Origin of the sequence: Marinospirillum sp. (assembly GCF_035271045.1) — a bacterium.
GTDB lineage: Bacteria > Pseudomonadota > Gammaproteobacteria > Pseudomonadales > Halomonadaceae > Marinospirillum.
This window is the reverse complement of record NZ_DATESC010000030.1, coordinates 199,272-221,912: the sequence shown is the minus strand read 5'-3', so window position 1 is coordinate 221,912 and position 22,641 is coordinate 199,272. Positions and strand designations below refer to the sequence as shown.

The 22,641-nt window shown below is 42.3% G+C and carries 22 protein-coding genes; 17 read left to right on the top strand and 5 right to left on the bottom strand.

Translation table 11 applies throughout. The annotated features are described in order from the left end of the window. Positions 1–33: 33 nt before the first annotated feature. From VJY63_RS11680 to VJY63_RS11670, 3 genes are all read left to right on the top strand, one after another. A complete protein-coding gene (locus VJY63_RS11680; protein ID WP_324051002.1) occupies positions 34–1,008 on the top strand; it encodes an ABC transporter substrate-binding protein in 975 nt (324 codons plus the stop codon). 67 nt (positions 1,009–1,075) lie between these two features. Next, the gene (locus VJY63_RS11675; protein ID WP_324051001.1) at positions 1,076–1,966 is read left to right on the top strand and encodes an ABC transporter permease; all 891 of its coding nucleotides are present in this window, start codon (positions 1,076–1,078) and stop codon (positions 1,964–1,966) included. Positions 1,967–1,980: 14 nt separating this feature from the next. Next, entirely contained in the window at positions 1,981–2,775 is a 795-nt protein-coding gene (locus VJY63_RS11670; RefSeq protein WP_324051000.1) for an ABC transporter ATP-binding protein, read from the top strand. Positions 2,776–2,852: 77 nt separating this feature from the next. Here the strand turns inward: VJY63_RS11670 and VJY63_RS11665 are convergent, their stop codons facing one another. Next, entirely contained in the window at positions 2,853–5,414 is a 2,562-nt protein-coding gene (locus tag VJY63_RS11665; RefSeq protein ID WP_324050999.1) for a PBP1A family penicillin-binding protein, read from the bottom strand. Between the two features lie 314 nt (positions 5,415–5,728). On the opposite strand from VJY63_RS11665, the gene pilM reads away from it, so the two are divergent. The 9 genes from pilM to VJY63_RS11620 are packed head-to-tail and all read left to right on the top strand — an operon-like array spanning position 5,729 to position 13,910. Next, positions 5,729–6,808 (top strand): type IV pilus assembly protein PilM, encoded by a 1,080-nt coding sequence (gene pilM, locus VJY63_RS11660; protein WP_324050998.1) that lies wholly within the window; start codon positions 5,729–5,731, stop codon positions 6,806–6,808. After that, positions 6,805–7,344 carry a PilN domain-containing protein gene (locus VJY63_RS11655; RefSeq protein ID WP_324050997.1) on the top strand — a complete coding sequence of 180 codons (540 nt, stop codon included), beginning with the start codon at positions 6,805–6,807 and terminating at the stop codon, positions 7,342–7,344. Before pilM ends, VJY63_RS11655 begins: the two co-directional genes overlap by 4 nt. Further along, positions 7,341–8,024 carry a type 4a pilus biogenesis protein PilO gene (locus VJY63_RS11650; protein WP_324050996.1) on the top strand — a complete coding sequence of 228 codons (684 nt, stop codon included), beginning with the start codon at positions 7,341–7,343 and terminating at the stop codon, positions 8,022–8,024. Before VJY63_RS11655 ends, VJY63_RS11650 begins: the two co-directional genes overlap by 4 nt. A gap of 24 nt (positions 8,025–8,048) precedes the next feature. Beyond that, entirely contained in the window at positions 8,049–8,546 is a 498-nt protein-coding gene (locus VJY63_RS11645; RefSeq protein ID WP_324050995.1) for a pilus assembly protein PilP, read from the top strand. 6 nt (positions 8,547–8,552) lie between these two features. Beyond that, the gene (locus VJY63_RS11640) at positions 8,553–10,304 is read left to right on the top strand and encodes a type IV pilus secretin PilQ (RefSeq protein WP_324050994.1); all 1,752 of its coding nucleotides are present in this window, start codon (positions 8,553–8,555) and stop codon (positions 10,302–10,304) included. Continuing rightward, the gene (gene aroK / locus VJY63_RS11635; RefSeq protein WP_324050993.1) at positions 10,304–10,843 is read left to right on the top strand and encodes a shikimate kinase AroK; all 540 of its coding nucleotides are present in this window, start codon (positions 10,304–10,306) and stop codon (positions 10,841–10,843) included. The genes VJY63_RS11640 and aroK overlap by 1 nt, the downstream gene beginning before the upstream one ends. Positions 10,844–10,867: 24 nt before the next feature. Further along, a complete protein-coding gene (aroB, locus tag VJY63_RS11630) occupies positions 10,868–11,968 on the top strand; it encodes a 3-dehydroquinate synthase (RefSeq protein WP_324050992.1) in 1,101 nt (366 codons plus the stop codon). A gap of 56 nt (positions 11,969–12,024) precedes the next feature. Continuing rightward, positions 12,025–13,575, top strand: a complete 1,551-nt coding sequence (locus VJY63_RS11625) for an AAA family ATPase (protein ID WP_324050991.1) — start codon at positions 12,025–12,027, stop codon at positions 13,573–13,575. A 38-nt stretch (positions 13,576–13,613) separates the two neighbouring features. Further along, entirely contained in the window at positions 13,614–13,910 is a 297-nt protein-coding gene (locus VJY63_RS11620; RefSeq protein ID WP_324050990.1) for a hypothetical protein, read from the top strand. 71 nt (positions 13,911–13,981) lie between these two features. Here VJY63_RS11620 and VJY63_RS11615 read toward each other — a convergent pair whose 3' ends face one another. The 4 genes from VJY63_RS11615 to map all read right to left on the bottom strand — a co-directional run bounded on the left by VJY63_RS11615 (position 13,982) and on the right by map (position 18,340). Continuing rightward, positions 13,982–14,347 (bottom strand): hypothetical protein, encoded by a 366-nt coding sequence (locus VJY63_RS11615; protein ID WP_324050989.1) that lies wholly within the window; start codon positions 14,345–14,347, stop codon positions 13,982–13,984. Positions 14,348–14,371: 24 nt separating this feature from the next. After that, entirely contained in the window at positions 14,372–14,719 is a 348-nt protein-coding gene (locus VJY63_RS11610) for an ArsC family reductase (protein ID WP_324050988.1), read from the bottom strand. A 64-nt stretch (positions 14,720–14,783) separates the two neighbouring features. Then, positions 14,784–17,504 (bottom strand): [protein-PII] uridylyltransferase, encoded by a 2,721-nt coding sequence (locus VJY63_RS11605; protein WP_324050987.1) that lies wholly within the window; start codon positions 17,502–17,504, stop codon positions 14,784–14,786. 59 nt (positions 17,505–17,563) lie between these two features. Further along, positions 17,564–18,340: a type I methionyl aminopeptidase gene (gene map / locus VJY63_RS11600; RefSeq protein ID WP_324050986.1), complete on the bottom strand. Its 777-nt coding sequence runs from the start codon at positions 18,338–18,340 to the stop codon at positions 17,564–17,566. Positions 18,341–18,696: 356 nt separating this feature from the next. On the opposite strand from map, the gene rpsB reads away from it, so the two are divergent. The 5 genes from rpsB to uppS all read left to right on the top strand — a co-directional run bounded on the left by rpsB (position 18,697) and on the right by uppS (position 22,624). After that, positions 18,697–19,425: a 30S ribosomal protein S2 gene (rpsB, locus tag VJY63_RS11595; RefSeq protein WP_324050985.1), complete on the top strand. Its 729-nt coding sequence runs from the start codon at positions 18,697–18,699 to the stop codon at positions 19,423–19,425. A gap of 109 nt (positions 19,426–19,534) precedes the next feature. Further along, the gene (gene tsf / locus VJY63_RS11590) at positions 19,535–20,395 is read left to right on the top strand and encodes a translation elongation factor Ts (RefSeq protein WP_324050984.1); all 861 of its coding nucleotides are present in this window, start codon (positions 19,535–19,537) and stop codon (positions 20,393–20,395) included. Positions 20,396–20,524: 129 nt separating this feature from the next. After that, positions 20,525–21,259, top strand: a complete 735-nt coding sequence (gene pyrH, locus VJY63_RS11585; protein WP_324050983.1) for a UMP kinase — start codon at positions 20,525–20,527, stop codon at positions 21,257–21,259. Between the two features lie 41 nt (positions 21,260–21,300). Beyond that, complete coding sequence (frr, locus tag VJY63_RS11580; RefSeq protein WP_324050982.1) at positions 21,301–21,858, top strand: ribosome recycling factor; 558 nt, start codon at positions 21,301–21,303, stop codon at positions 21,856–21,858. 19 nt (positions 21,859–21,877) lie between these two features. Beyond that, positions 21,878–22,624, top strand: coding sequence for a polyprenyl diphosphate synthase (gene uppS, locus VJY63_RS11575; protein WP_324050981.1), 747 nt, complete (start codon positions 21,878–21,880; stop codon positions 22,622–22,624). Positions 22,625–22,641: the final 17 nt, after the last annotated feature.

The following is a 22,641-nucleotide window of genomic DNA, read 5'->3' as shown; positions in this document are numbered from 1 at the left end:
TCAGGTTAATAACCTTATTGGAGAACCTAACCTATGCGTAACTTTTCAAAAAAAGTGCTAACTGTTTTAGCCGCTGTTACTTTGGCAACAATGACCAGCCTGCCTGCTCTAGCTGCAACTAAATCGGTTGCTATTACTGCCATTGTTGAGCACCCAGCCTTAGATGCTGTAAGGGATGGCGTGTTGGATGCGCTGAATGAAGCCGGTTATATTCAAGGCAAAAACCTTAAATGGCAATACCAAAGCGCTCAAGGTAATACCGCTACAGCAGGACAAATAGCACGTAAATTTATTGGTGATAATCCTGATGTTTTGGTTGCCATTGCAACGCCATCAGCACAATCCGCTGTAGCCGGCACTAAACGTGTGCCGATTGTGTTTTCAGCCGTAACCGACCCTGTTGAAGCACAGCTAGTGCCTTCTTGGGAAGCCAGCGGTACTAACGTAACGGGTGTTTCTGATTTATTAGCATTGGATAAGCAAATTGAGTTAATCCTAGAAATTGTGCCTAATGCTAAAAAAATTGGCATGGTTTATAACCCAGGTGAAGCAAATTCTGTGGTGGTGGTGGAAGCCTTTAAAAATATTTTACCTAACTATGGCATGGAACTCGTTGAAGCGGCTGCGCCGCGTTCGATTGACGTGGGTTCTGCTGCACGTAGTTTAGTGGGCAAAGTTGATGTGATTTATACCAGCACCGATAATAATGTTGTTTCTGCTTATGAAGCCTTGGTTAAAGTCGGTAATGATAGAAAAATACCTTTAGTCGCTTCAGACACTGACAGTGTAAAGCGTGGTGCTATTGCTGCCTTGGGTATGGATTATCGTGACTTAGGCCGTCAAACGGGTCGTATGGTAGTCAGAATTTTAGAAGGTGAAGCGCCAGGTAAAATTAAGCCAGAAACGAGCGATAACCTACAGTTGTTTTTAAATGAAGCAGCTGCCAAAAAACAAGGCGTTACTCTTTCTGAAGAACTATTAAAAACTGCCACTGAAGTTATCCGTTAATTTAAATCTACCTACCAAGTTTTAAATACAGACTTGGTAGGTTTTAATCACCCCTTGGGTTTAACTCATGTCTTTGTTTTCAATGTTTGGTGCACTAGAAATTGGTCTTATTTTTGGTCTAGTGGCACTGGGTGTTTTTATATCCTTTCGCTTATTAAAGTTCCCCGATTTAACCGTTGATGGCAGCTTTCCTTTAGGTGGTGCTGTTGGTGCGGTTCTAATAGCCAGTGGTATGGATCCTTTTTTAGCTACCTTTTTGGCTATGTTAGCTGGCGCATTAGCCGGTGTATTAACGGCTTTATTAAACGTGCATTTGAAAATCATGGATCTGCTAGCCAGTATCCTAATGATGATAGCCCTTTACTCCATTAACCTTAGAATTATGGGTCGCCCTAACGTACCTTTAATTATGGAGCCTACAGTTTTTAGTATTTTAGAAGTCAGCTGGATTGAAGATTACATCATGCGTCCGCTAATTTTAATTCTAGTGGTGATTATTGCTAAGCTGCTGTTAGATGCCTACTTTGCAACCCAGCAAGGATTGTCGATTCGTGCCACAGGTTCTAATCCACGCATGGCACGTGCTCAGGGCGTGAACACCGGCGCAATGATTATTCTAGGTATGGCGATTTCTAATGGTTTAGTCGCGCTGGCGGGTGCGTTGTTTGCACAAACGCAAGGTGGTGCAGATATTTCAATGGGCATTGGTACCATTGTTATTGGCTTAGCCGCAGTGATTGTTGGCGAGAGTATTTTACCGGCGCGTAAAATGTATTTGTTAACCCTAGCTGTGATTATTGGCGCTGTGGTTTACCGCTTCTTTATTGCCCTAGCTTTAAATAGCGATTTTATTGGTTTGCAAGCGCAAGACCTTAATCTAGTGACTGCGTTGCTGGTTGTATTTGCCTTGGTTATTCCCCTGATTAAAAAGCGTTTTAGCCGCGCTAAAAGACTTTAAAAGAGATTTTAATTATGTTGCAGGCATCTAACCTTACGATTACTTTTAATGCAGGTACGCCCATTGAAACCCGCGCTTTACAAGGCTTGTCTGTCGCCATTCCTTCCGGTCAATTTGTTACTGTGATTGGCACGAATGGTGCGGGCAAATCGACTTTTTTAAATGCAGTTTCAGGTGATTTAGACGTTGATAGTGGCAGTATTCTAATTGATGAAGTTGAAGTGGCTAATCAGCCTGTTTGGAAACGCGCTAGCTTAGTAGCACGGGTTTTTCAAGACCCAATGGCGGGTACTTGTGAAGACTTAACCATTGAAGAAAACATGGCTTTAGCCCAACAAAGGGGCAATTGCCGTGGTTTAAGCTGGGCAGTTAAAGCGTCACAAAAAGATTACTACCGTGAACAGTTAGCCCGTTTAAACTTAGGTTTAGAAAACCGCTTAACCGACCGTATTGGGCTGCTTTCGGGTGGACAACGCCAAGCCGTTAGCTTGTTGATGGCTTCTTTACAACCTTCACGTATTTTATTGCTAGACGAACACACTGCAGCACTTGACCCCCGCACTGCCAACTTTGTATTGGAGCTTACCAATACGTTAGTCACCGAGAAAAATCTTACCACTATGATGGTGACTCACAGTATGCGCCAAGCCTTAGACATCGGCGATCGCACTCTAATGTTGCACCAAGGCAAAGTGGTTTTAGATGTTGCCGGCGAAGAACGTAAAGGTATGCAAATAACCGACTTGCTCGCCATGTTTGAGCAGGTAAGAGGCGAAGAAGTAACCGACGATGCGCTTTTATTAAGCTGAAGATTGGCTGTGTGATTAACCTTAATGAATTTAACATTAATCACTTTTAACCACCTATCTAGCTAATTTTCTTATGTTTAAAACAACGCTTCTGGCGGTGGGGCGTTGTTAGGCGTTGTTAGCTCACCTTCTTCTTCAAAATTATTTTGCAATAGGTTATCAAAAGAGTAATCTTCTGGAACACGTTCACGGTAGAAAGTTTCAAACATGGCATTTTGTTGGCCCGGACTAGCTAATAAGCCATTGGTTGGATCAATCCGTACTGTTACCAAACCTTCAGGACGTGCCATCGCACTTTCGGGCTTATTTTTTAACGCCACTTCCATAAACTTTATCCACATTGGCAAAGCTAGGTTAGCGCCATATTCGCCCGTGCTAGAGGGTTGATCGAAGCCTGCCCAAACAGTCGTAACCAAATCGCTGTTAAAACCCGAAAACCAAGCATCATGCAGCTCGTTGGTGGTGCCTGTTTTGCCACGAATGTCACTACGATCCAATGCTTTAGCACGGCTGCCCGTGCCGTCATCAATCACATCACGCAAAATAGAATGCATGGTGTAAACAGCACGTTCGTCAACAGCAGACTTAGACAAAGGATAAGTAACGCCAGCTAAATTAATATTGGGTTGATCTGCTGGGCAGTTACGACAAACCTTAGGCTTAACAGCGCGATACAGCACTTCACCATCAAAGCTTTCAATGCGTGTTACCAAGTGCGCTTCTACCGGATAACCGCCATTCGCCAACATGGCATAAGCACGGGTCATTTCAACGGGCGTTACGTTAGCACTGCCTAACGCCAAAGATAAGTTACGCGGCATACGGTCAGCAGAAAATCCAAAACGACTAATGTAATCAATGGCTTGCCCAATACCTATATAATTAAGTACACGAATGGAAATTAGATTACGCGACTTGTATAAACCCTCACGCAAGCGAGTTGGCCCATAAAAAGTACCCGTTGAGTTTTGTGGCCGCCAAGCATCTTCCAACTGCTGATCTTCAAATACCACCGGCGCATCGTTAATAATAGTGGCTGGGGTATAGCCTTTTTCCAACGCGGCCATGTATACAAAAGGTTTAAAAATAGAACCTGCTTGACGCGCTGCTTGATCGGCACGGTTAAAATGGCTTTGATTAAAATCAAAACCACCCACCATCGCAGTAATTTCACCAGTTTCAGTCTTCATCGCTACTAAGGCGGCTTCTAAAGCCGGTAATTGCGCTAATTGCCAAGGCTGTTGATTTGCACTGCTGCGCTGCAATCGTATTAAATCACCTTGTTTAGCGAGGCGATTGCCGGTTAAAGCGTGTCTATCTTTCCAAAAAGGTGAATGATAACGCCCTGCCCAATCCCAAGCGGCTGGGGTAAGTTCAATTAGCTCGCCACCTTTTTTTAATACTAATAAACGCTTAGATTCAGCTTCAACCACAATCGCAGGCTGTAAATCACCATAAACAGGCGTGTTAGCTAATACCTTTAACCAATTGCTAACATCTTTACCTAATTGTGCTTGTAGTTTTCTTGCTACTGGATCTTGCAAGGCAAGCTGCACTTGCTCTAAACCCGATTCAGTAGCTTCTATTTCAGCCAAAGCATCACCTTCCAAAGCTTCTTGCTGTGCCACCAATGGAATCGCTTCACGCTCTACACCGCGCCAACCTCGCCGTTTATCATAATTAAGCAAACCGTCTTTAATGGCTTGATTAGCCGCTAGCTGCTGTTCGCTAATAATGGAAGTGTAGACTTTTAAACCACGTGTATAAGCTTTATCGCCAAACGTTTCTAGTGCAAACTGGCGTGCATTTTCTGCCACAAACGGGGCATCAATATCCTGCTCTGGCGGGTAATAACGTGCAGTAACGGGGGCGCGAATGGCTGCTTCATAGCTAATATCGTCTAATAAATTTAGGTGATACATCCGCGATAAAATCCAATTACGGCGAATTAACGCACGGCGTGGGTTAACAATGGGATTATAAGCAGAAGGCGCTTTAGGCAAACCAGCAATCATCGCTAATTGCGCCAAATTTAGGTCTTTTAATGGTTTACCATAATAAACTTCAGCAGCAGCACTGATGCCATAAGCACGATTGCCCAAATAAATTTTGTTAACGTAAAGTTCTAAAATTTGTTGTTTGCTTAGTTGTTGCTCAAGGCGTAAAGAAAGAAGGATTTCACGGATTTTACGCGCAAAAGTACGGTCACGGGTGAGTAAGTAGTTGCGCGTAACCTGCATGGTAATCGTAGAGCCGCCCGATTGAATTCGCCCAGAATCAACTAACTGCACAGCAGCACGTGCCAAGCCTTTAATATCAACACCTGGATGTTCATAAAAGCTGGTATCTTCTGCTGCTAATAAAGCATCAATGTAACGCTTAGGAATGTCTTGATAATTAATTCGGGTGCGACGATGCTCACCAAATTCTGCCACTAATAAATTATCGGCCGTATAAACGCGCATCGGCACTTCTAGCTGCTCACTTAGCAAGGATTCCATATCCTGTAACTGAGAGACCTCTTCATGCAAACTTGGCCAATAATATACAACAATCGCAAAAGCCCACAGACCACCCAAACCTGCTCCAGCAAGGCCAAGCCAGAAAAAAAACTTCAGGATATTTTTGAAAAGACGCATAACTTACCTAGTGATGATTACTGGGTTTATTCCACTCGCAATTAAGCGCCGATAATGACACAAAACCTTATGAAAAGGGCTGGCCAGCACGAATTTTTAGTATTTCTATAATGTAGTCAAAGAAAACTGCAACCAAGAAATGCTAAAGCACTTACTCTTCGATACAAAAAAAAGTAGATAGCCACAAAAAATCAACCTATACAACAAAGAGCTATTTCATAAATATCGGCTCAACAAAATGGCAGCCATAAAAAAACATCACGCTAAATTAATTACCTGAGCTGAATTAACTATCTGAGGATTAAAATTTTGCCATGCTTAAAATGCCAAAGCTTAGTTTCTTTAGTTCTAAAAAGTTGCCGCTTATCGGTATCGACATTACGAGTTCAGCCATTAAATTGCTGGAAATCCACCCTTATGGTAACAAATTACAAGTCGCTAGTTACGGTGTTGCACTTTTAGAAGAAGGCGCTGTTATTGATCGGCGTATTAAAAATGAACAATCCGTTGCACGCAGTATTAAACACGTGATCGAGAAAACTCAGCCAAGCACTCAACGTACGGCTGTTGCTGTGCCTACTGCAGCGGTTATTACTCGCACGCTAAGCCTACCCATAGCGTTAAGTGACAACGAAATGGAAGCGCTTATTATGCTTGAAGCAGAGCAGCACATTCCTCACCCTTTAAATGAGGTGGCGATTGATTTTCAGCGCCAACGACCACTTAACCTTAATGATGAAAACCAGCCGGTGCTTTTGGTTGCCTGCCGTAAAGAAGTAACCAACCAATTAGACTGTATTTTAGACGCTGCTGGTTTAGAGCCGCTAGTAACCGATGTTGAAAAATTTGCAATGGAGCGTTCGCTGGGGCTGATTATTAATAAATTACCCAAGCAGCAAACAAACCAAATCGTTGCTGTTGCTGATATTGGTGCTCACACGTCAACGCTTAATGTGCTGCATGATGGCGAAATCATTTACAGCCGTGAACAAATGTTTGGGGGCAAACAACTGACCGATAACATTCAACAATATTACGGGTTATCAGGCAAGGAAGCCGATTATTTTAAGAAAAAAGGTGACTTACCCGCCGACTATAGCACAACACTTTTAAAACCTTTTAAAGCAGCACTTATTCAGCAAATAGAACGGCAATTGCAGCTGTTTTACTCGTCCATGCCCTACCAAGCTATTGATTCTTTAATACTTGCAGGGGGTTCTTCAGCGATTGAAAATTTACCTCAACGGCTACAAAAACAGCTAGGTTGTCCTACTTATATCGCCAATCCTTTTGTCGACATGGTGTTAAGCGACAAGGTTAATGCACAAGCTTTAGCTCAAGATGCACCCGCCATGATGATTGCCTGTGGACTCGCCATGAGGGTTTGGGTATGACTATTAATCTACGACCTTGGCGTGAAGCAAACCGCCAAAAACAACAACGAAGCTTTACACAATTAAGCCTTGCTGCGTTAATGTTTGGCTTATTAATCAGCCTATTGCTATGGCACAACACCACAAGCTTAATCACCAATATTCAAAAAGAAAATCAGCTTATACAGCAGCACCTAGCCCAGCTTGAGCTTGAAATTAACACTGTCGCCAATCTGCGCGAACAACACCAGCAGCTCCTAAAACGGATAACCATTATTCAGCAACTACAAAATAAGCGTGCTATCGCTGTTGAGCTAATGCAACAACTTGCCAGCAGCATTAATGAGGGTGTTTTTTTAACTGAACTCAAACGAACAGAAACAGCGTTATTACTCAAAGGGCAAGCCAATACACCACAAGCCATTGCTGCTTGGATGCGCGATTTAAAAACCCAATCACGCTACGGTGAACCCATTCTACGCAGCATGACCAACAATGATAAAACTCGCTTAACGCATTTTGATTTACTGATTCCTTTACAGGCGTTAATACCATGATGTTAAACGTGGCGATAATCAGAATAAAAGAGTGGTTTAAAGGTGAGTTAGGCGCTATTAAACGATTAAAACAAGATGACCTAGACCTAGTTAATGCAGGGCAATGGCCGAGTTTAGTTAAAATACTGTCACTATTGCTGCTCATCAGTAGCGTTGTTTTTATTAGCCACTGGCTGTTGCTTAGCCGCTATCAAGAAGCTTTAAGCAGCGCACAAAAAGAACAGCAAAGCTTTTTGGCACATTATCAACAGCGCTCTTTTCAGGCCGCCAATTTAATCGCCTATCAACAACAGATGCAGCAAATGGAAGCAACTTTTACCCGTTTGCTGGCTTTTTTACCCAGTGAGAATGAAGTCCCCCATCTGCTAGATAACATACAGCAACAGGCAACGCAGCAACACCTTGAAGTTCTTGCGGTTAATTTAAAAAAACCTGAAGTACACAATTTTTATACTCGACTGCCCTTTGAAATGAAAGTGCGAGGCGATTTCCATCGTTTAACCCATTTCATGGCTGGTATTAGTCGTTTTGATCGAATTGTCACACTGCACAATTTTAGTCTGATACCCGATAAAACCGACCCCAACCTTTTAGCTTCAGATCAATTATTAATCTTAGAAATTGAAGCACAAACCTACCGTTACAACGCATCACTTAGCATGGCAGAAGGGAATCAATAATAAATAATAAGGAAATAAATAATAATGTACCGATTTTTATTATCGCCATTCTTGCTACTCCTAATAGCTTGTAGTGATTCAGCAGCAACCCAAGCAATTGAAGCGCAATTGGCTGGGTTACGGATTAAACCGCAAGGCGAAATAGAGGCGCTGCCCCATCTTCCCAAGATCCTAAAAATAACCGATACCTATTTACCAGCAAGAGACCCTTTTTTACCAGTCAACAACAGCATCAACAATCTTAAACTTTCAGTTCCAAATTTAAACCGTCCACTCACGGTTTTAGAACAATGGGACGTTGCACAACTTTCTTTTCGCGGCAGTATGCAGCGAGGTAAAAGTCTACGCGCATTCATTATCACGCCAGATAAACAGCTGGTTACGGTTGTAAAAGGCGACCGCATGGGTAAAAACCACGGCACCATCGTGCATTTAGATAAAGAAAGCATAACGCTTGTTGAAATCATTTCTTCAGGTTCTGAATGGCAGGAAAGGAAACACATCATTAATCTATCTAGGTAGGATTTTATGACTGCTAACTTACACACTCACACTCAATATTGGCTAGTAACGCTGCTCTTAATTGGCGTTTTTATGCCGTTCATTGCATGGGCTAATAGTACGCTAACTAATAGCACTCAACTTATTGGTATCGACTTTCGGCTTACGCCACAAGGCAATGCTTTAATTATTATCGACTTTTCTACTGTTCCCACGTTGCCTAATACAAAACAACTTGCCAACGGCTTACACTTAAAGTTTGCAGCCACCAACATTAATCACAACTTAATTAATTTGTATGACAGCAGCGACTTTGCGACTCAAGTTAAGCAACTGGAGCTTCTTCAAACGGGCACAATGGCTGAATTAATCATGCAAATAAACGGTGAATTTAGCTACCAGCTAAATACTAACGGTCAGCAGTTGCAGATTGAAATAGCCAATAAATTGAGGCAGCAAACAACAGTTGATACTCAGCCTAATGAGGATGAACGCTACACAGGCGAACTGATTTCGTTAAACTACCACGACATTCCATTGCGTAGCCTGCTGGCTGAACTTGCCGCATTCTTGGGCTTAAATTTAATGACTGACGACAGCATTACCGGCAATGCTACATTGCACCTTGATAGCATTCCTTCCGATCAAGCTTTAGCTATTTTGCTTGCTTCCCAAGGATTGGCTAGCCGCCAACAAGGTAACGTATTATTGGTTGCGCCCGTTGAAAAATTGATTCGCTTAGAGCAGCAACAAAAATCAACTTTACAACTACTCAATACACGCCCTTTAGAAGAAGCCTTTATTAAAATTAGTTACTCTGATGCCAAAGCGATACAAGGGTTTATTCTAGGCGACCAGCAGCCAGTGCAAGCACAACAAAAAGAAATCAATATTCAAAACACGCAGCGTTTTTTATCAGACCAAGGTCATTTATTAGTCGATGATCGCACCAATACCTTGTATGTGCGTGATACTGCTGAACAAGTTGAGCGCATTAAAGATATTGTCGACATCCTTGACGTACCTGTCGATCAAGTAATGATTGAAGCTAGAATTGTGGTTGCTAGTACAGGGGTCGGTGAGCAACTAGGCATACGTTGGGGAATGCGTAACAGCCCTACAAAGGGTGCTAGTCAATTTGAAACAACGCAAGTCAATACGAATGGCAATCTACTTAATGCCAATATGCTCAGCAGCAATCAAGGTACAAGCCTAGATTTTAACCCTGTAACGGGCTTCAATTTTGGTTTCATTTCTAATAATCTATTGCTTGATTTAGAGTTAGCTGCATTAGAATCAGAAAATCGTAGTGAAGTCATTTCTCAACCTAGAGTCATTACCTCCAATCGTAACAAAGCAGTGATTCGATCCGGTGAAGAAATTCCTTATACTTCAATAGATAAAGACGGGGTACGTACTACCGAGTTTCGCCAAGCTGAATTGCGTTTAGAAGTAACACCACAAATAGTCAATGATGGACGAATTTTTTTAACGCTACAGGTTAACAATGACAGCAAAGGTGAAGAAACAGCGAATGCTGGCCCAACCATCAACACTAACGCAGTAGATACTCAAGTATTGGTAAATAACGGAGAAACTATTGTCATTGGTGGTATATTCACTTCACAAAAACTAGAAGGCGAAGTTAAAACACCCTTATTGGGTGACATCCCTTTAATTGGCTGGTTATTTCGCCGTACCTTTAGTGAGCAAAAGAAAGTAGAATTACTTATTTTTATTACTCCCAGAATGATTAACAATACTTTGGCTAAACAATAATGCAGGATGAACAGCGCTGTAACTCGCTTACTAACATTTTTTTAATTGGCTCAATGGGTGCAGGTAAAAGCACGCTTGGTCGTTTATTGGCAACCGCTTTAAAGCGCCCTTTTTACGATTCAGACAAGGTAATTGAAGAGCGGTGTGGTGCTAGCATTCCGTGGATTTTTGATCTTGAAGGCGAAGAAGGGTTTCGAGAGCGCGAAATTCAAACCATTGATGACCTAACGCAACTAAAAGGCATCATACTTTCAACTGGCGGCGGCAGTGTTATTAAGCCAGAAAATCGCCAGCATTTAAAAGAACGCGGCGTGGTTATTTTTTTACGCACCACAGTAGAACAGCAGCTGTTACGCACCAGCAACGACCGTAACCGACCGCTGTTGCAAACAGACGATCCACGCGCAAAATTAGACGCACTAAAAAAAGTACGTGATCCACTTTACCTAGCAACAGCCCACATCGTTGTGGATACCGATCAGCGTCCACCTCGCCAAGTGATGCTAGACATTAAAGCGCAATTAATGCAGCACCTGTAACCACAAGATTCTATTGGAATGTATATGCACAGCCTGAACTTAGACCTTAAAGAGCGTAGTTACGCTATCCACATTGGTCAAAATCTACTTAATAAACCGCATTTAATTCTGCCTCAACTCAACGGAAAACAAGTATTAGTGGTCAGCAATACCACGGTTGCACCGCTTTACCTTGAGCAACTTACGACTAACCTAAGCCAAGCTAAGCCAGAACTGGTGATTAAAACCTGTATTTTGCCCGACGGTGAAGCTTATAAAAACCTAGCGCATTTGGCATTGATTTGGGATGCCTTGTTAACCGCCAACTTTAGCCGCAATGCAACGTTAATTGCTTTAGGCGGTGGCGTGATTGGCGATATGACGGGGTTTGCGGCGGCTTGTTATCAGCGTGGTATTAACTTTATTCAAATTCCTACTACGCTTTTGTCGCAAGTTGACTCTTCAGTGGGCGGAAAAACGGGCGTTAATCACCCACTGGGCAAAAATATGCTAGGTGCTTTTTGGCAACCGCGCCTAGTGCTAGCCGATACTGAAGTTTTAAAAACCTTACCCACTAAAGAACTTGCCGCAGGCATGGCTGAAGTCATTAAATACGGTTTGCTGGGTGATATTGAATTTTTAGGCTGGCTAGAAGAAAATATGGCTGGTCTTATGGCGGGTGATAGCCAGCTATTAAGCGAAGCGATTACCCGTTCTTGCCAGTGTAAGGCTGATATTGTGGCAAAAGATGAACGTGAAAGTGGTCAGCGAGCTTTATTGAATTTTGGACACACTTTTGGTCATGCCATAGAAACTGAAATGGGCTATGGACAATGGTTACACGGTGAAGCGGTGGCTTGTGGTATGTGGCTAGCGGCTGATTTATCGCGCCGGTTAGGTTGGTTAAGCACCACCGATGTTGAACGGGTAGAAAATATTCTACGTGCTGCCAAACTGCCTACTTTACCGCCTAAAACCATGACTCCAGCCAGTTTTTTACAGCACATGGCGGTCGATAAAAAAAATATTGATGGGCAGCTTAGGCTTATTCTTTTAAAACAACTAGGCACAGCTGAATTGGTGGATTTTAATGACCTACCCTTACTAAAAGAATGCCTAGCAGACGCACTTAAAAAAACGCTGTAACCTTAATTCTAAACACGTTTTTTAAGCCAAAGTAAAATGTCCACGGAGTCGCTGGCATGCAACCTAGGGAACCATTACTAAACAGTGAAACATCGTTTAATGAACAGCTATTACTACTTGAGCATGTGAATGACGGTGCTGTTTTTTATGCAGGTAAACAACACGGTAAACACTTAGATTTATTGCTACATCTAAGCCGTTACAGTAACTTGCTATTGACCGTTACTGGTCAGCAAGGCAGTGGTAAAACACACCTAAAAAACCGGATGTTACAACAGCTAGATTCCGGTGTTGTCGTTAGCCTACTTGATGCAAAAACAGCCACATCAGCCGCGCAGCTATTACCTAAACTTAGTCAAAGCTTAAACATTGAAATTCCGGCTAAAGCAGATTTTGAATTTTACTTAACAGAAATTCGTCACCTAAGTAATCAGCTAAGTGAAGAGGGCGGTAGCTGCCTGATCGTCATTGATAATGCCGAGAATTTAGAACAAGACGCACTGGATCTTATTTTAGAGCTTGCTACCACAATCAGCGATAGCCAAAGGCCTCATCTTGCTTTATTTGGTCGCCAAGCGTTATTTACTAAACTGCATCACAAAGACAACCTTGCCCGTTTTGAATCGGTAGGCCATCATTTACCTTTAGAAGGCTTTAATGAAAGCGAGGCTAGATCTTACCTAGAACACCGTTGCGCTAGCGTGGGAATTAATAGCCTGCCATTAAATGAACAGCAGTTTGCTAATGTTTATAAAGCATCCAAAGGCTTGCCTGGGCTGCTTAATCTAGCGTTAGTCAATCAACTACGGCAAGGTGAAAATAATCCAGTCACACCCAATGACGAGAAGCCGGCCAAAAAAATTAAAAGCCCCGCCAAGCCAACAACAGCTAAAGCAAAGCCCAATAAAACAACTAAAAAAGCTAATGAGCAGCGTAAGTTACCGCTTTGGCTTTTATTTGCAGGTGCGGGTGTTCTTGCTTTGTTAGTCGTCGGTTTTCTTTACAAAGATCAATTTCTGTCGAACTCAACACCCAATGAAAGCCTTGCTAATGATTCAAAAGACCCATTGCACAGTAAAAACACCCTACCAACCCTGCCGATTAAACCTTTAGTTGAAACCGATCCACTCATTATAGAAGAAGCTTTTACGCCAGAAACAGTGATTGTTGACGAGCAACCCACCATACCAGCCACTGAAATATTGCTTGATTTACCCGATGACACACCTAATAGCATTAAACCTAGCATTGCGCCTACGCCTGCAACGCCTAAAGTAATCGCCAAGCCAGCCGCTTGGGTTGATGCAGGTTCACGCCGTGAAGCAACTTTGATGGCAAAACCTGCCAATCATTACAGCTTGCAAATGATGGGTACTCAAGATGAAGCAGCGGTTAAAAGCTATATTCAGGCACAAGCAGCACCAGCAAACTTCTCTTATTTTGAAGGCCGCTATAAAGATAAACCTTGGTATGTGGTGGTCTATGGTGATTATACAGACCGCGATCAGGCCTTGGCAGCTATTCAAAGTTTGCCCGAAGCGCTACAAAAGCAACGACCTTGGGCGAAAAGTTTTCAAAGTGTACAGACCGATATTCGTAGCCGTTAAGTATTCGTTAAACCTAAATTTTATTGGAGTAGCAAAGAATGAAACTTAAATACCGCTTACAAGGCACAACTACTAGCGGCGAAATTATTGATTTGCCAGATTTAGCTGAAATTGAAGTAATTTGGGACAAAGGCTTACCGGCAACTATTTTAATTAGCCCCGATTACCTAGAAGGTAGCAGCCTTTCAATTGAAGTGGGTAGCGAAGAAAACGAAGAACACAGTGTAGAAGACTACGGCGTATTAGTCTTGCGTCCTGGTTCTTGTAATGTATTAGACATTCAAATTGAAACGCATCGCATGGAAGAAGAAAAAGAAGACTGTAATCACTGCTAAAGTTTAATCAATGTAAAAATCCCAGCAATCACGGCTGGGATTTTTTTAAAGCTAGATTTTAAAACGAAACTCTAGTCGTCTACTTCATCTAAAATAGTTGCCAGTAAAGGGGCTTGTTCATCTAAATCAAACACCATAAATGACAGCTTTACATCTAAAAATGCATCAAATAAAGCACGATCCATATCCGCCGGCCAAGCATTTTCGTCATCTTCCCAAGACAAGAGTTCATTTTCTAATAATTCAAAGTGGCGTTCATCAATAAAATCTTCCAGTGCCTGCTCATCTTCTAATTCAGGAATAAGATAAGTCGTAGCTTCTAGGTTAACTTCATTAAGATTAACCTGCTCATCTCCGTCTTCGTTTAGGCTGTTAATCCAATCCACAAAAGGTTGTTTTAATTGGATACTAATGGCAGAGCGGTTGAGCATTTTCATGGTGAATCTCCGGCTAAAAATCAATTATTGGGTAAGTTGCTGTTGCCATTCTGCTGGATTAAAACCCACTAACAATTGGCCAGCTGTATTAAGCACTGGACGTTTAATTAAGCTAGGGTTGGCTTGCATAAGCGTAATCGCAGACGCTTCGTTGATGGTTTCACGGTCAGCTTCAGGTAATTTACGCCAAGTAGTGCTGCGACGATTAATTAATACTTCCCAGCCGACTTGATCGACCCAAGCTTGCAAAGTGCTGATAGCTATTCCAACTTTTTTATAATCGTGAAACTGAAAATCTAGCTGCTGTTCTTGTAACCAGACGCGTGCTTTTTTCATAGTGTCGCAATTAGGTATTCCGTAAAGAGTCAACATTTTAACCTTTCTATTAATCTTCTGCTGATAATTATTAGCATTAATATCAATAACCTAGCGTTTCTTAACGATTCCAACCCGAATCATACAACGGATAACCCGGTTCTTTAGCTTCTTTGTCAAGTTCATCACATAAACGTGCTTCTAACTGCTTACACAATTCAGGATCAGACAAAGGATTACCATTTTGTAAGGTAACAAAAAAGACATCTTCAACCCTTTCACCAAGCGTAGCTATTTTGGCATTTTGTAACCACAGATCAAACTCAACAAAAATACGCCCTATTCTAGCTAATAAACCAGGACGGTCAGGGGTTATCACTTCGATTAAAGTCCGCAAGTTATTCAGGTCATTACTAATATAAACTTGCGTTGGTAGCGTAAAATGCTTTAGCTGTCTTGGCGTGTGGCGTTTAACCAACTGTGGAAAATTATCAGGATTATTTAGTGAACCAATTAATTCACGTTCAATTTCGGCTAGGCGCTGACTACTGCAAGGGATTTTGCCATTTTGCTCTAATACAATTAGCGTATTTAGTGTAAAACCTTCGTCACTTGAAGCAATGCGTGCATCGTGAATCGACAGACCTAAACGGTCGAGTGTTGCCGCTGTTGCTGCAAAGCCAAAAGCAACATCACGCGAATGGATAAAGACTTTAGTGCCGCCTTCGCTAATATTTTTGGTGGGTGCTAATAACAATACTAACGGCTCTTTGCTGGGCGCATGATTTAAGATGCCTAACGTATGCCATACCACTTCATCGGCGGTATTTTGCAAAAAATAATCGCTACCCAAATTAGCCCACAAATTTAGAATGCTTGACTGATCCACGCCTTGATCTTGCAAATGCACTAAAGCTTCACACTGGGTTTCTTCTACCCATTCGGCAGTATCAATTGGGTTTTCTAAACCACGCCGTAAAGCCCGCTTGGTTTCAGAGTACAGTTGGTTAAGTAACGCTGCTCGCCAACCATTCCAAAGCTTAGGATTAGTCGCATTAATGTCTGCAACGGTTAAAACGTGCAAATAATCTAGGTGCTGCTGATTACCCACTTTTTGGGCAAAACGGCGAATCACTTCAGGGTCGGTTAAATCCTGTTTTTGGGCAGTGATCGACATAATTAAATGGTTTTTAACCAACCAAGCGACTAGCTGCGAATCACGTTTGCTTAAACCTTGCCTGTCACAAAAAGCCCGCGCACTCACAGCGCCTAATTCAGAATGATCGCCACCATAACCTTTGCCTAAATCATGAAACAAACCAGCCAACCAAATTAAAGCCAGATTAGGTAGTTTGGGGATAATGGTTGAGGCTAGTGGGAAGTTCTTTTCTTGTGCAGGATCACGAAATTTTTGCAGCAAACGCAGCAGTCTTAACGTATGTGCATCGACCGTATAAATATGAAATAAATCGTGCTGTGTTAACCCTACAGCATGACCAAACTCAGGTAAATAACGTCCCAAAATGCCATAACGACTCATGCGAGTCAGTTGCAACGGCACATCACCAGAAGAATTGACCAGCGCCATAAATAATTGATTAACACGGTGATCTTGACGAAAAGCTTCGTCGATTAAATGCCGGTGATCGCGCAATGCCCGAATAGTCGTGGCTCGCACCCCTTTAATCGTCGAGTGTTCCGCCATTAACAAAAATATTTCAATGAGTGCAAAAGGGTCGCGCTCAAAAACATCATCGCCCAAATGCTCGATTAAGCCATCGCGAATTTGAAAGCGTTGATTAATGGCGGTGATTTTTTGTGCTTGATTCGTTTTTAACAACGCTTCTTCAAAATACTGCAGCAGCACATCGTTGAGTTCTGTCAGCGTGGTAACAACGCGGTAATAACGTTTCATAAACTGTTCAACAGCCAAGCGTTTTTCAGTATCTAAATAACCAAACAACACCGCCAATTGACGCTGGTAATCAAATAACAAGCGGTCTTCGCAACGGTCTGCTGTTAAATGTAATGCATAACGTACTTGCCATAAAAAGCTTTGCCCTTGTTCTAGCAAACGAATTTCTGTGGCCGTTAAAAATCCTTCAATAAACAAGTCTTGTAAAGAAGCTGCGTTAAAATGCCGTTTAGCAACCCAGCCAATCATTTGAATATCGCGCAAACCACCCGGCGAGCTTTTTATATTAGGTTCTAGGTTATGGTCGCTATTATTAAATTTATGATGCCTTGTTACTTGTTCTTGCCATTTAGCATTAAAAAATGCCGCAGAAGGCCACATTTTATCGGGTGCAAGGCGTTGATTCATGGTTGTTTGTAAAGCTAAAGACCCGACTAATAAGCGGTTTTCAAGCAGATTGGTTGCGACAGTAATGTCAGCACTAGCTTCACGTTCGCAATCAAGCAAGGAGCGAAAGCTGTGCCCAACTTCTAGCTTAATATCCCACAACAAAGTAATAAATTCACTGACGGCTTGACGACAATTTACGGTTTCGTCAGCGGTCAAAATCAGCAGATCAATATCCGATTTAGGGTGTAATTCGCCGCGCCCATAACCACCCACAGCTAGTAAAGCAACGGTATTATCTGGCCAAACAAATTGTTGCCAAATAATCATCAACAGTTGATCTAATGCCCAAGCACGCCCATAAACCAAATCACGAATATCTGCACCATCGTAAAAGGCTTGATCTAAGCGCTGATTAATCAATCCTAATGCTTGCTTTAATAGTGGGATTTGTACCTGTTTACCTTGTTCAAGCTGCTGTGAAAGGCGACTAAAATCATAGAGTGCTAAATTAGGTTGAAACTTATAGTTAACACTCATTGACTTGCCTCTAAAATTACTTTGTAAAAAAATCTTATAGAAAAAATAGCCGTACAGGATTAGAAGTTTTCTTCGTTGCGGCGAGTTAAAGCTTCAACACCCGTGTGTGTTACCAATAAAGTGTGTTCCCATTGCGCGGTTAAACTGTGGTCTTTAGTCACGACTGTCCAGCCATCATTTAATTGTTTGCAATGGCGTTTACCGGCATTAATCATTGGCTCTATAGTAAAACACATACCCGGCTCTAACACTAAATCGGTATGTGAGGTATAGCCATTATAGTGAAGAATTTGTGGGTCTTCGTGAAAGCCACTACCAATGCCGTGACCACAGTATTCTTGCACAATCGAAAAGCGCTCTTTTTTAGCCATTTCTTCAATAACTTGACCAATTTCAGAAATACGCGCACCCGGCTTAACCAAAGCAATGGCTGCATACAGTGCTTCTTTGGTAAATTCCGTTAAACGCCGTGCCAAAATAGAAGGCTCGCCTACATAAAACATTTTACTGGTATCACCGTGATAACCATCTTTTATTACTGTGATATCAATATTAATAATGTCGCCTTTTTTAAGCTGCTTAGCGTCATCAGGAATACCATGACAAATTACATGATTAACCGAGGTGCAAATCGACTTAGGAAAACCGTGATAATTAAGTGGTGCAGGAATGGCTTGTTGCTCTTCTACTATGTATTTATGACAAATCGCATCCAACTCACCGGTAGAAACGCCTGCTTTAATATAAGGTTCAATCATTTCTAAAACGTTTGCTGCCAAACGACCAGCAACGCGCATTTTCTCTATTTCTTCAGGCGTTTTAATTAAAACATTCATTAAACAAACTCACTTAAAAAGTTAACTCAAAAAAAATCAGGCTTTATGTTAGCGCTAGACTGTGCTATAAAGTGCGCGCTTAAAATCAACTGTAAAAGGATACGACAAGGGTCGTCCATTGGCAAACAAGCTAAGGTATGAATCTTGGTCAATAGGCGTTGATTTTGAACAAAATAGCTTTGAAAAAAGCAAATAACCGCACTTATTTAAGTGCAATTTAACGTCACACATATACCGACACATTCATCTGGGTGCCTTTACCTTTAGCAATGAAGATTTTGCTAAACTTTTATTAAGTTAAGGTTGATGTTTGGGGTGTATGGAGGCCTAACCCGCAGTACTGGAGTATTAAAGAAATGGCACAAGTATCAATGCTTGAATTGTTACAAGCTGGCGCTCACTTTGGTCACCAAACGCGCTACTGGAACCCAAAAATGGGTAAGTACATTTTTGGTGCGCGTAACAAAATCCACATTATTAACTTAGAAAAAACCGTTCCTGCATTAAATGAAGCGATTAGCTTTGTTGAAAAGCTAGCTAGCGGTAAAAACAAAATTCTTTTTGTTGGTACTAAACGCGCAGCTAGCAAAGTTATTCGTGAAGAAGCTGACAAGGTTAATATGCCTTATGTTAACCACCGCTGGTTAGGCGGTATGCTGACTAACTACAAAACCATTCGTCAGTCAATTCGTCGCCTACGTGAACTAGAAACTCAGTCACAAGACGGTACATTTGAAAAGCTAACCAAAAAAGAAGTGTTAATGAACTCGCGTGAAATGGAAAAGCTAGAGCGCTCCATTGGCGGTATCAAAAACATGGGTGGCTTACCTGATGCACTATTTGTTATTGACGTAGACCACGAGCGTCTAGCCATTAACGAAGCTAACAAGCTAGGTATTCCTGTTATCGGCGTAGTTGACACCAACTCTAACCCAGATGGCGTAGACTTTATTATTCCTGGTAACGATGATGCGATTCGTGCCGTACAGCTTTATGTACGCTCTATTGCAACCGCTTGCAGCAAAGCACGCGAAGAAGAAGTTGGCGAAGAGCTAATTGAAGTTGCAGCAAACTCCGCTGAGTAATTAATTCAGCTTAGCCTGCCTAGTAAACCTTGGGCAGGCTTTCTCTCTATTTTGGTTGTTGTTTTAGGCAATAACTTTCTAAACATCTTCTAATTAAGGGGATTGGTTCATGGTAAAAATTACTGCTGCACAAGTAAAAGAACTGCGTGATCGTACCGGTTTGGCAATGATGGAGTGCAAAAAAGCACTCGAAGAAAGCAACGGTGATATCGAGCAAGCGATTGAAGACCTACGCAAAAATTCTGGCTTAAAAGCGGCTAAGAAAGCAGGCCGTATTGCTGCTGAAGGTGCGATTGCAACGCGCGTTGCTGCTGATGGTAGCTATGGCGTTATGGTTGAAGTTAACTCTGAAACCGACTTTGTTTCGCGTGATGACAACTTTATCAATTTTGTAAGCCTAGTTGCTGATAAGCTACTTGCAACACGCGAAACGGATGTTGCTAAGCTAACGGCTGGCGAAATTGAAGACGCGCGTGGTGCATTGGTACAAAAAGTAGGCGAAAATATTTCTGTACGCCGTGCAGCCATTATTGAAGGTGCTGTTGTTGGTGAATACGTTCACGGTGGTCGTATTGGTGTACTTAGCTTACTAAGCGCTGGTGATACGGATGTGGCTAAAGACGTTGCGATGCACATTGCAGCGGTTAATCCTCGTGTTTGCAAGCCTTCAGATATGCCTGAAGAAGAGCTACAAAAAGAAAAAGACATTATTTTAGCGCAACCAGACATGGCGAGTAAGCCAGCTGAAATTGCTGAAAAAATGGTGGGTGGTCGTCTGAAGAAGTTCTTAGCAGAAAACAGTCTAACTGAACAAGCTTTCATCAAAAACCCAGAGTTAACAGTGGGTGCTTATGTTAAAGCGGCTGGCGGCGAAGTTGTTAGCTACCAGCGTTTTGAAGTTGGCGAAGGCATTGAAAAGAAAGAAGAAGATTTTGCTGCAGAAGTAGCAGCACAGGTTGCTGGTCGTTAGAATCGACTTAAACCCTAGTTTGTGGGCTAGAAAGCTAGCTTAGAAGCTCCTCAAAAACGTGCTGGGTTTTCCCTGCACGTTTTTGTGCAATTAAAGAACCCTATATTCTGCCTATTTGGAGACTTGCCCATGGTCACACCCTCGGATCGAAACGCAAAATACAAGCGCATTCTTCTTAAACTCAGCGGCGAAGCCCTAATGGGCGATCAAGAATTTGGTATTGATCCCAAAGTTTTAGATCGGATGGCTTTAGAAATTGGGCAATTAGTAGGTATAGGTGTTCAAGTTGGCATCGTGATTGGTGGTGGTAATTTATTTCGTGGTGCTGCACTGAGCGCTTCTGGTATGGAAAGAGTCACCGGCGACCACATGGGTATGTTAGCAACAGTAATGAATGCACTTGCCATGCGTGATGCCTTAGAGCGCACCAATATTCGTACTCGCGTTATGTCTGCCATTCCCATGAGCGGTGTTGTTGAGCACTATGATCGCCGTACAGCCATTCGCTACCTTACTTCAGGCGATGTGGTTATTTTTGCTGCTGGCACTGGCAATCCTTTCTTTACAACCGATTCAGCAGCTTGTTTGCGCGGTATAGAAATAGATGCGGATGTTGTTATTAAGGCCACTAAAGTGGATGGCGTTTATAATAAAGACCCTGTTAAATACCCAGATGCGGTAAAGTATGAGCATTTAACTTATGACGAAGCGCTGGATCAAAAACTTGAAGTCATGGATTTAACCGCCATTTGTTTAGTGCGTGACCAATCCATGCCCGTGCGTGTATTCAATATGAATAAATCAGGTGCTTTACTTAATCTGGTAGTCGGTGTCCATGAAGGTACACTGATTTATAAAGGTTAGACCTTATCTACAGCTGAGCTATTTTTGTAAGAGGCAAAATTATGATTGATACAATTAAAAAAGACGCACAAGAACGTATGGACAAAAGTTTGGAAGCACTACGCAGTGCTTTTAATAAAATCCGTACTGGACGCGCCCACCCAAGTATTCTTGATGCTGTGCGTGTTGATTACTATGGCAGTGAAGTTCCTTTAAGCCAAGTTGCTAACATCAACATGGAAGACAACCGTACTTTAATGGTTATTCCTTGGGAAAAAAACATGGTGCCAGCGGTTGAAAAGGCAATCATGAAATCTGATCTTGGTCTTAATCCTAATACCGCTGGATCTAACATTCGTGTACCTATGCCTGCTTTAACGGAAGAAACCCGTAAAGGCTATACAAAACAAGCACGTACTGAATCAGAAAATGGCCGTGTGGCAATACGCAACATTCGCCGTGATGCTAACAACCAGCTAAAAGCGTTGCTAAAAGACAAAGACATTAGCGAAGATGAAGAACGCCGCGCACAAGACGAAATTCAAAAAGTAACGGATAAGTTTATTGTCGAAGTCGACAAGGCGCTAGCATCCAAAGAAGAAGACTTGATGCAAATCTAATTCAAAACAGGCTTGACGAATGTCTTCAACGCATAACCTGCCACAACTAGAAGGTTTGCCTAAGCACGTTGCCATTATTATGGATGGCAATAATCGCTGGGCAAAACAGCGTAGGCTTCCTAGCTTTGCTGGACATAAAGCAGGGGTTGATTCTGTTCGAGCCGTTGTTGAGGTTGCATTGCAGCAGGGTATTGAAGTGATTACCCTGTTTGCTTTTTCTAGTGAAAACTGGTCTAGGCCTGCTGAAGAAGTTAGTGGCTTAATGGCGTTGTTTAAGTGGGCGTTGCGCCGTGAAACCAAGCGCCTGAATAAATACCAAGTGCGCTTAAAAGTGGTCGGGGATCGTACTGGGTTTTCTAACGAACTGCAGCAGCTAATGCTTAAAGCTGAAGAATTAACCGCTAACAATACTAAAACAACTTTGGTCATTGCAGCTAACTATGGTGGCCGACAAGATATAACCCAAGCAGCACGGCAATTGGCTTTGCAGGTTGAAAAAGGTGAGCTAAATGCACAAGACATTACCGAAGCCGACTTTCAAAAACACCTAGCTTTAGAAGCATTACCCGACCCTGATCTGTGTATTCGAACCAGCGGCGAGCAACGCCTTAGTAACTTTTTACTTTGGCAGTTAGCTTATGCTGAGCTGGTATTTGTTGACGCTTATTGGCCTGACTTTCGTCAACAGGCTTTTTATGACACTTTAAAAGTCTTTATTAACCGCCAGCGACGCTTTGGTGGACGTGAAGAAATCACCCATCGTTAAACCCAACGGACATTTTC

What these genes read in the sequence shown, in the direction of transcription:
- VJY63_RS11680 (WP_324051002.1), top strand. Translation starts at nt 34, where the DNA reads ATGCGTAACTTTTCAAAAAAAGTGCTAACTGTTTTAGCCGCTGTTACT.
- VJY63_RS11675 (WP_324051001.1), top strand. Translation starts at nt 1,076, where the DNA reads ATGTCTTTGTTTTCAATGTTTGGTGCACTAGAAATTGGTCTTATTTTT.
- VJY63_RS11670 (WP_324051000.1), top strand. Translation starts at nt 1,981, where the DNA reads ATGTTGCAGGCATCTAACCTTACGATTACTTTTAATGCAGGTACGCCC.
- VJY63_RS11665 (WP_324050999.1), bottom strand. Translation starts at nt 5,414, where the DNA reads ATGCGTCTTTTCAAAAATATCCTGAAGTTTTTTTTCTGGCTTGGCCTT.
- pilM (WP_324050998.1), top strand. Translation starts at nt 5,729, where the DNA reads ATGCTTAAAATGCCAAAGCTTAGTTTCTTTAGTTCTAAAAAGTTGCCG.
- VJY63_RS11655 (WP_324050997.1), top strand. Translation starts at nt 6,805, where the DNA reads ATGACTATTAATCTACGACCTTGGCGTGAAGCAAACCGCCAAAAACAA.
- VJY63_RS11650 (WP_324050996.1), top strand. Translation starts at nt 7,341, where the DNA reads ATGATGTTAAACGTGGCGATAATCAGAATAAAAGAGTGGTTTAAAGGT.
- VJY63_RS11645 (WP_324050995.1), top strand. Translation starts at nt 8,049, where the DNA reads ATGTACCGATTTTTATTATCGCCATTCTTGCTACTCCTAATAGCTTGT.
- VJY63_RS11640 (WP_324050994.1), top strand. Translation starts at nt 8,553, where the DNA reads ATGACTGCTAACTTACACACTCACACTCAATATTGGCTAGTAACGCTG.
- aroK (WP_324050993.1), top strand. Translation starts at nt 10,304, where the DNA reads ATGCAGGATGAACAGCGCTGTAACTCGCTTACTAACATTTTTTTAATT.
- aroB (WP_324050992.1), top strand. Translation starts at nt 10,868, where the DNA reads ATGCACAGCCTGAACTTAGACCTTAAAGAGCGTAGTTACGCTATCCAC.
- VJY63_RS11625 (WP_324050991.1), top strand. Translation starts at nt 12,025, where the DNA reads ATGCAACCTAGGGAACCATTACTAAACAGTGAAACATCGTTTAATGAA.
- VJY63_RS11620 (WP_324050990.1), top strand. Translation starts at nt 13,614, where the DNA reads ATGAAACTTAAATACCGCTTACAAGGCACAACTACTAGCGGCGAAATT.
- VJY63_RS11615 (WP_324050989.1), bottom strand. Translation starts at nt 14,347, where the DNA reads ATGAAAATGCTCAACCGCTCTGCCATTAGTATCCAATTAAAACAACCT.
- VJY63_RS11610 (WP_324050988.1), bottom strand. Translation starts at nt 14,719, where the DNA reads ATGTTGACTCTTTACGGAATACCTAATTGCGACACTATGAAAAAAGCA.
- VJY63_RS11605 (WP_324050987.1), bottom strand. Translation starts at nt 17,504, where the DNA reads ATGAGTGTTAACTATAAGTTTCAACCTAATTTAGCACTCTATGATTTT.
- map (WP_324050986.1), bottom strand. Translation starts at nt 18,340, where the DNA reads ATGAATGTTTTAATTAAAACGCCTGAAGAAATAGAGAAAATGCGCGTT.
- rpsB (WP_324050985.1), top strand. Translation starts at nt 18,697, where the DNA reads ATGGCACAAGTATCAATGCTTGAATTGTTACAAGCTGGCGCTCACTTT.
- tsf (WP_324050984.1), top strand. Translation starts at nt 19,535, where the DNA reads ATGGTAAAAATTACTGCTGCACAAGTAAAAGAACTGCGTGATCGTACC.
- pyrH (WP_324050983.1), top strand. Translation starts at nt 20,525, where the DNA reads ATGGTCACACCCTCGGATCGAAACGCAAAATACAAGCGCATTCTTCTT.
- frr (WP_324050982.1), top strand. Translation starts at nt 21,301, where the DNA reads ATGATTGATACAATTAAAAAAGACGCACAAGAACGTATGGACAAAAGT.
- uppS (WP_324050981.1), top strand. Translation starts at nt 21,878, where the DNA reads ATGTCTTCAACGCATAACCTGCCACAACTAGAAGGTTTGCCTAAGCAC.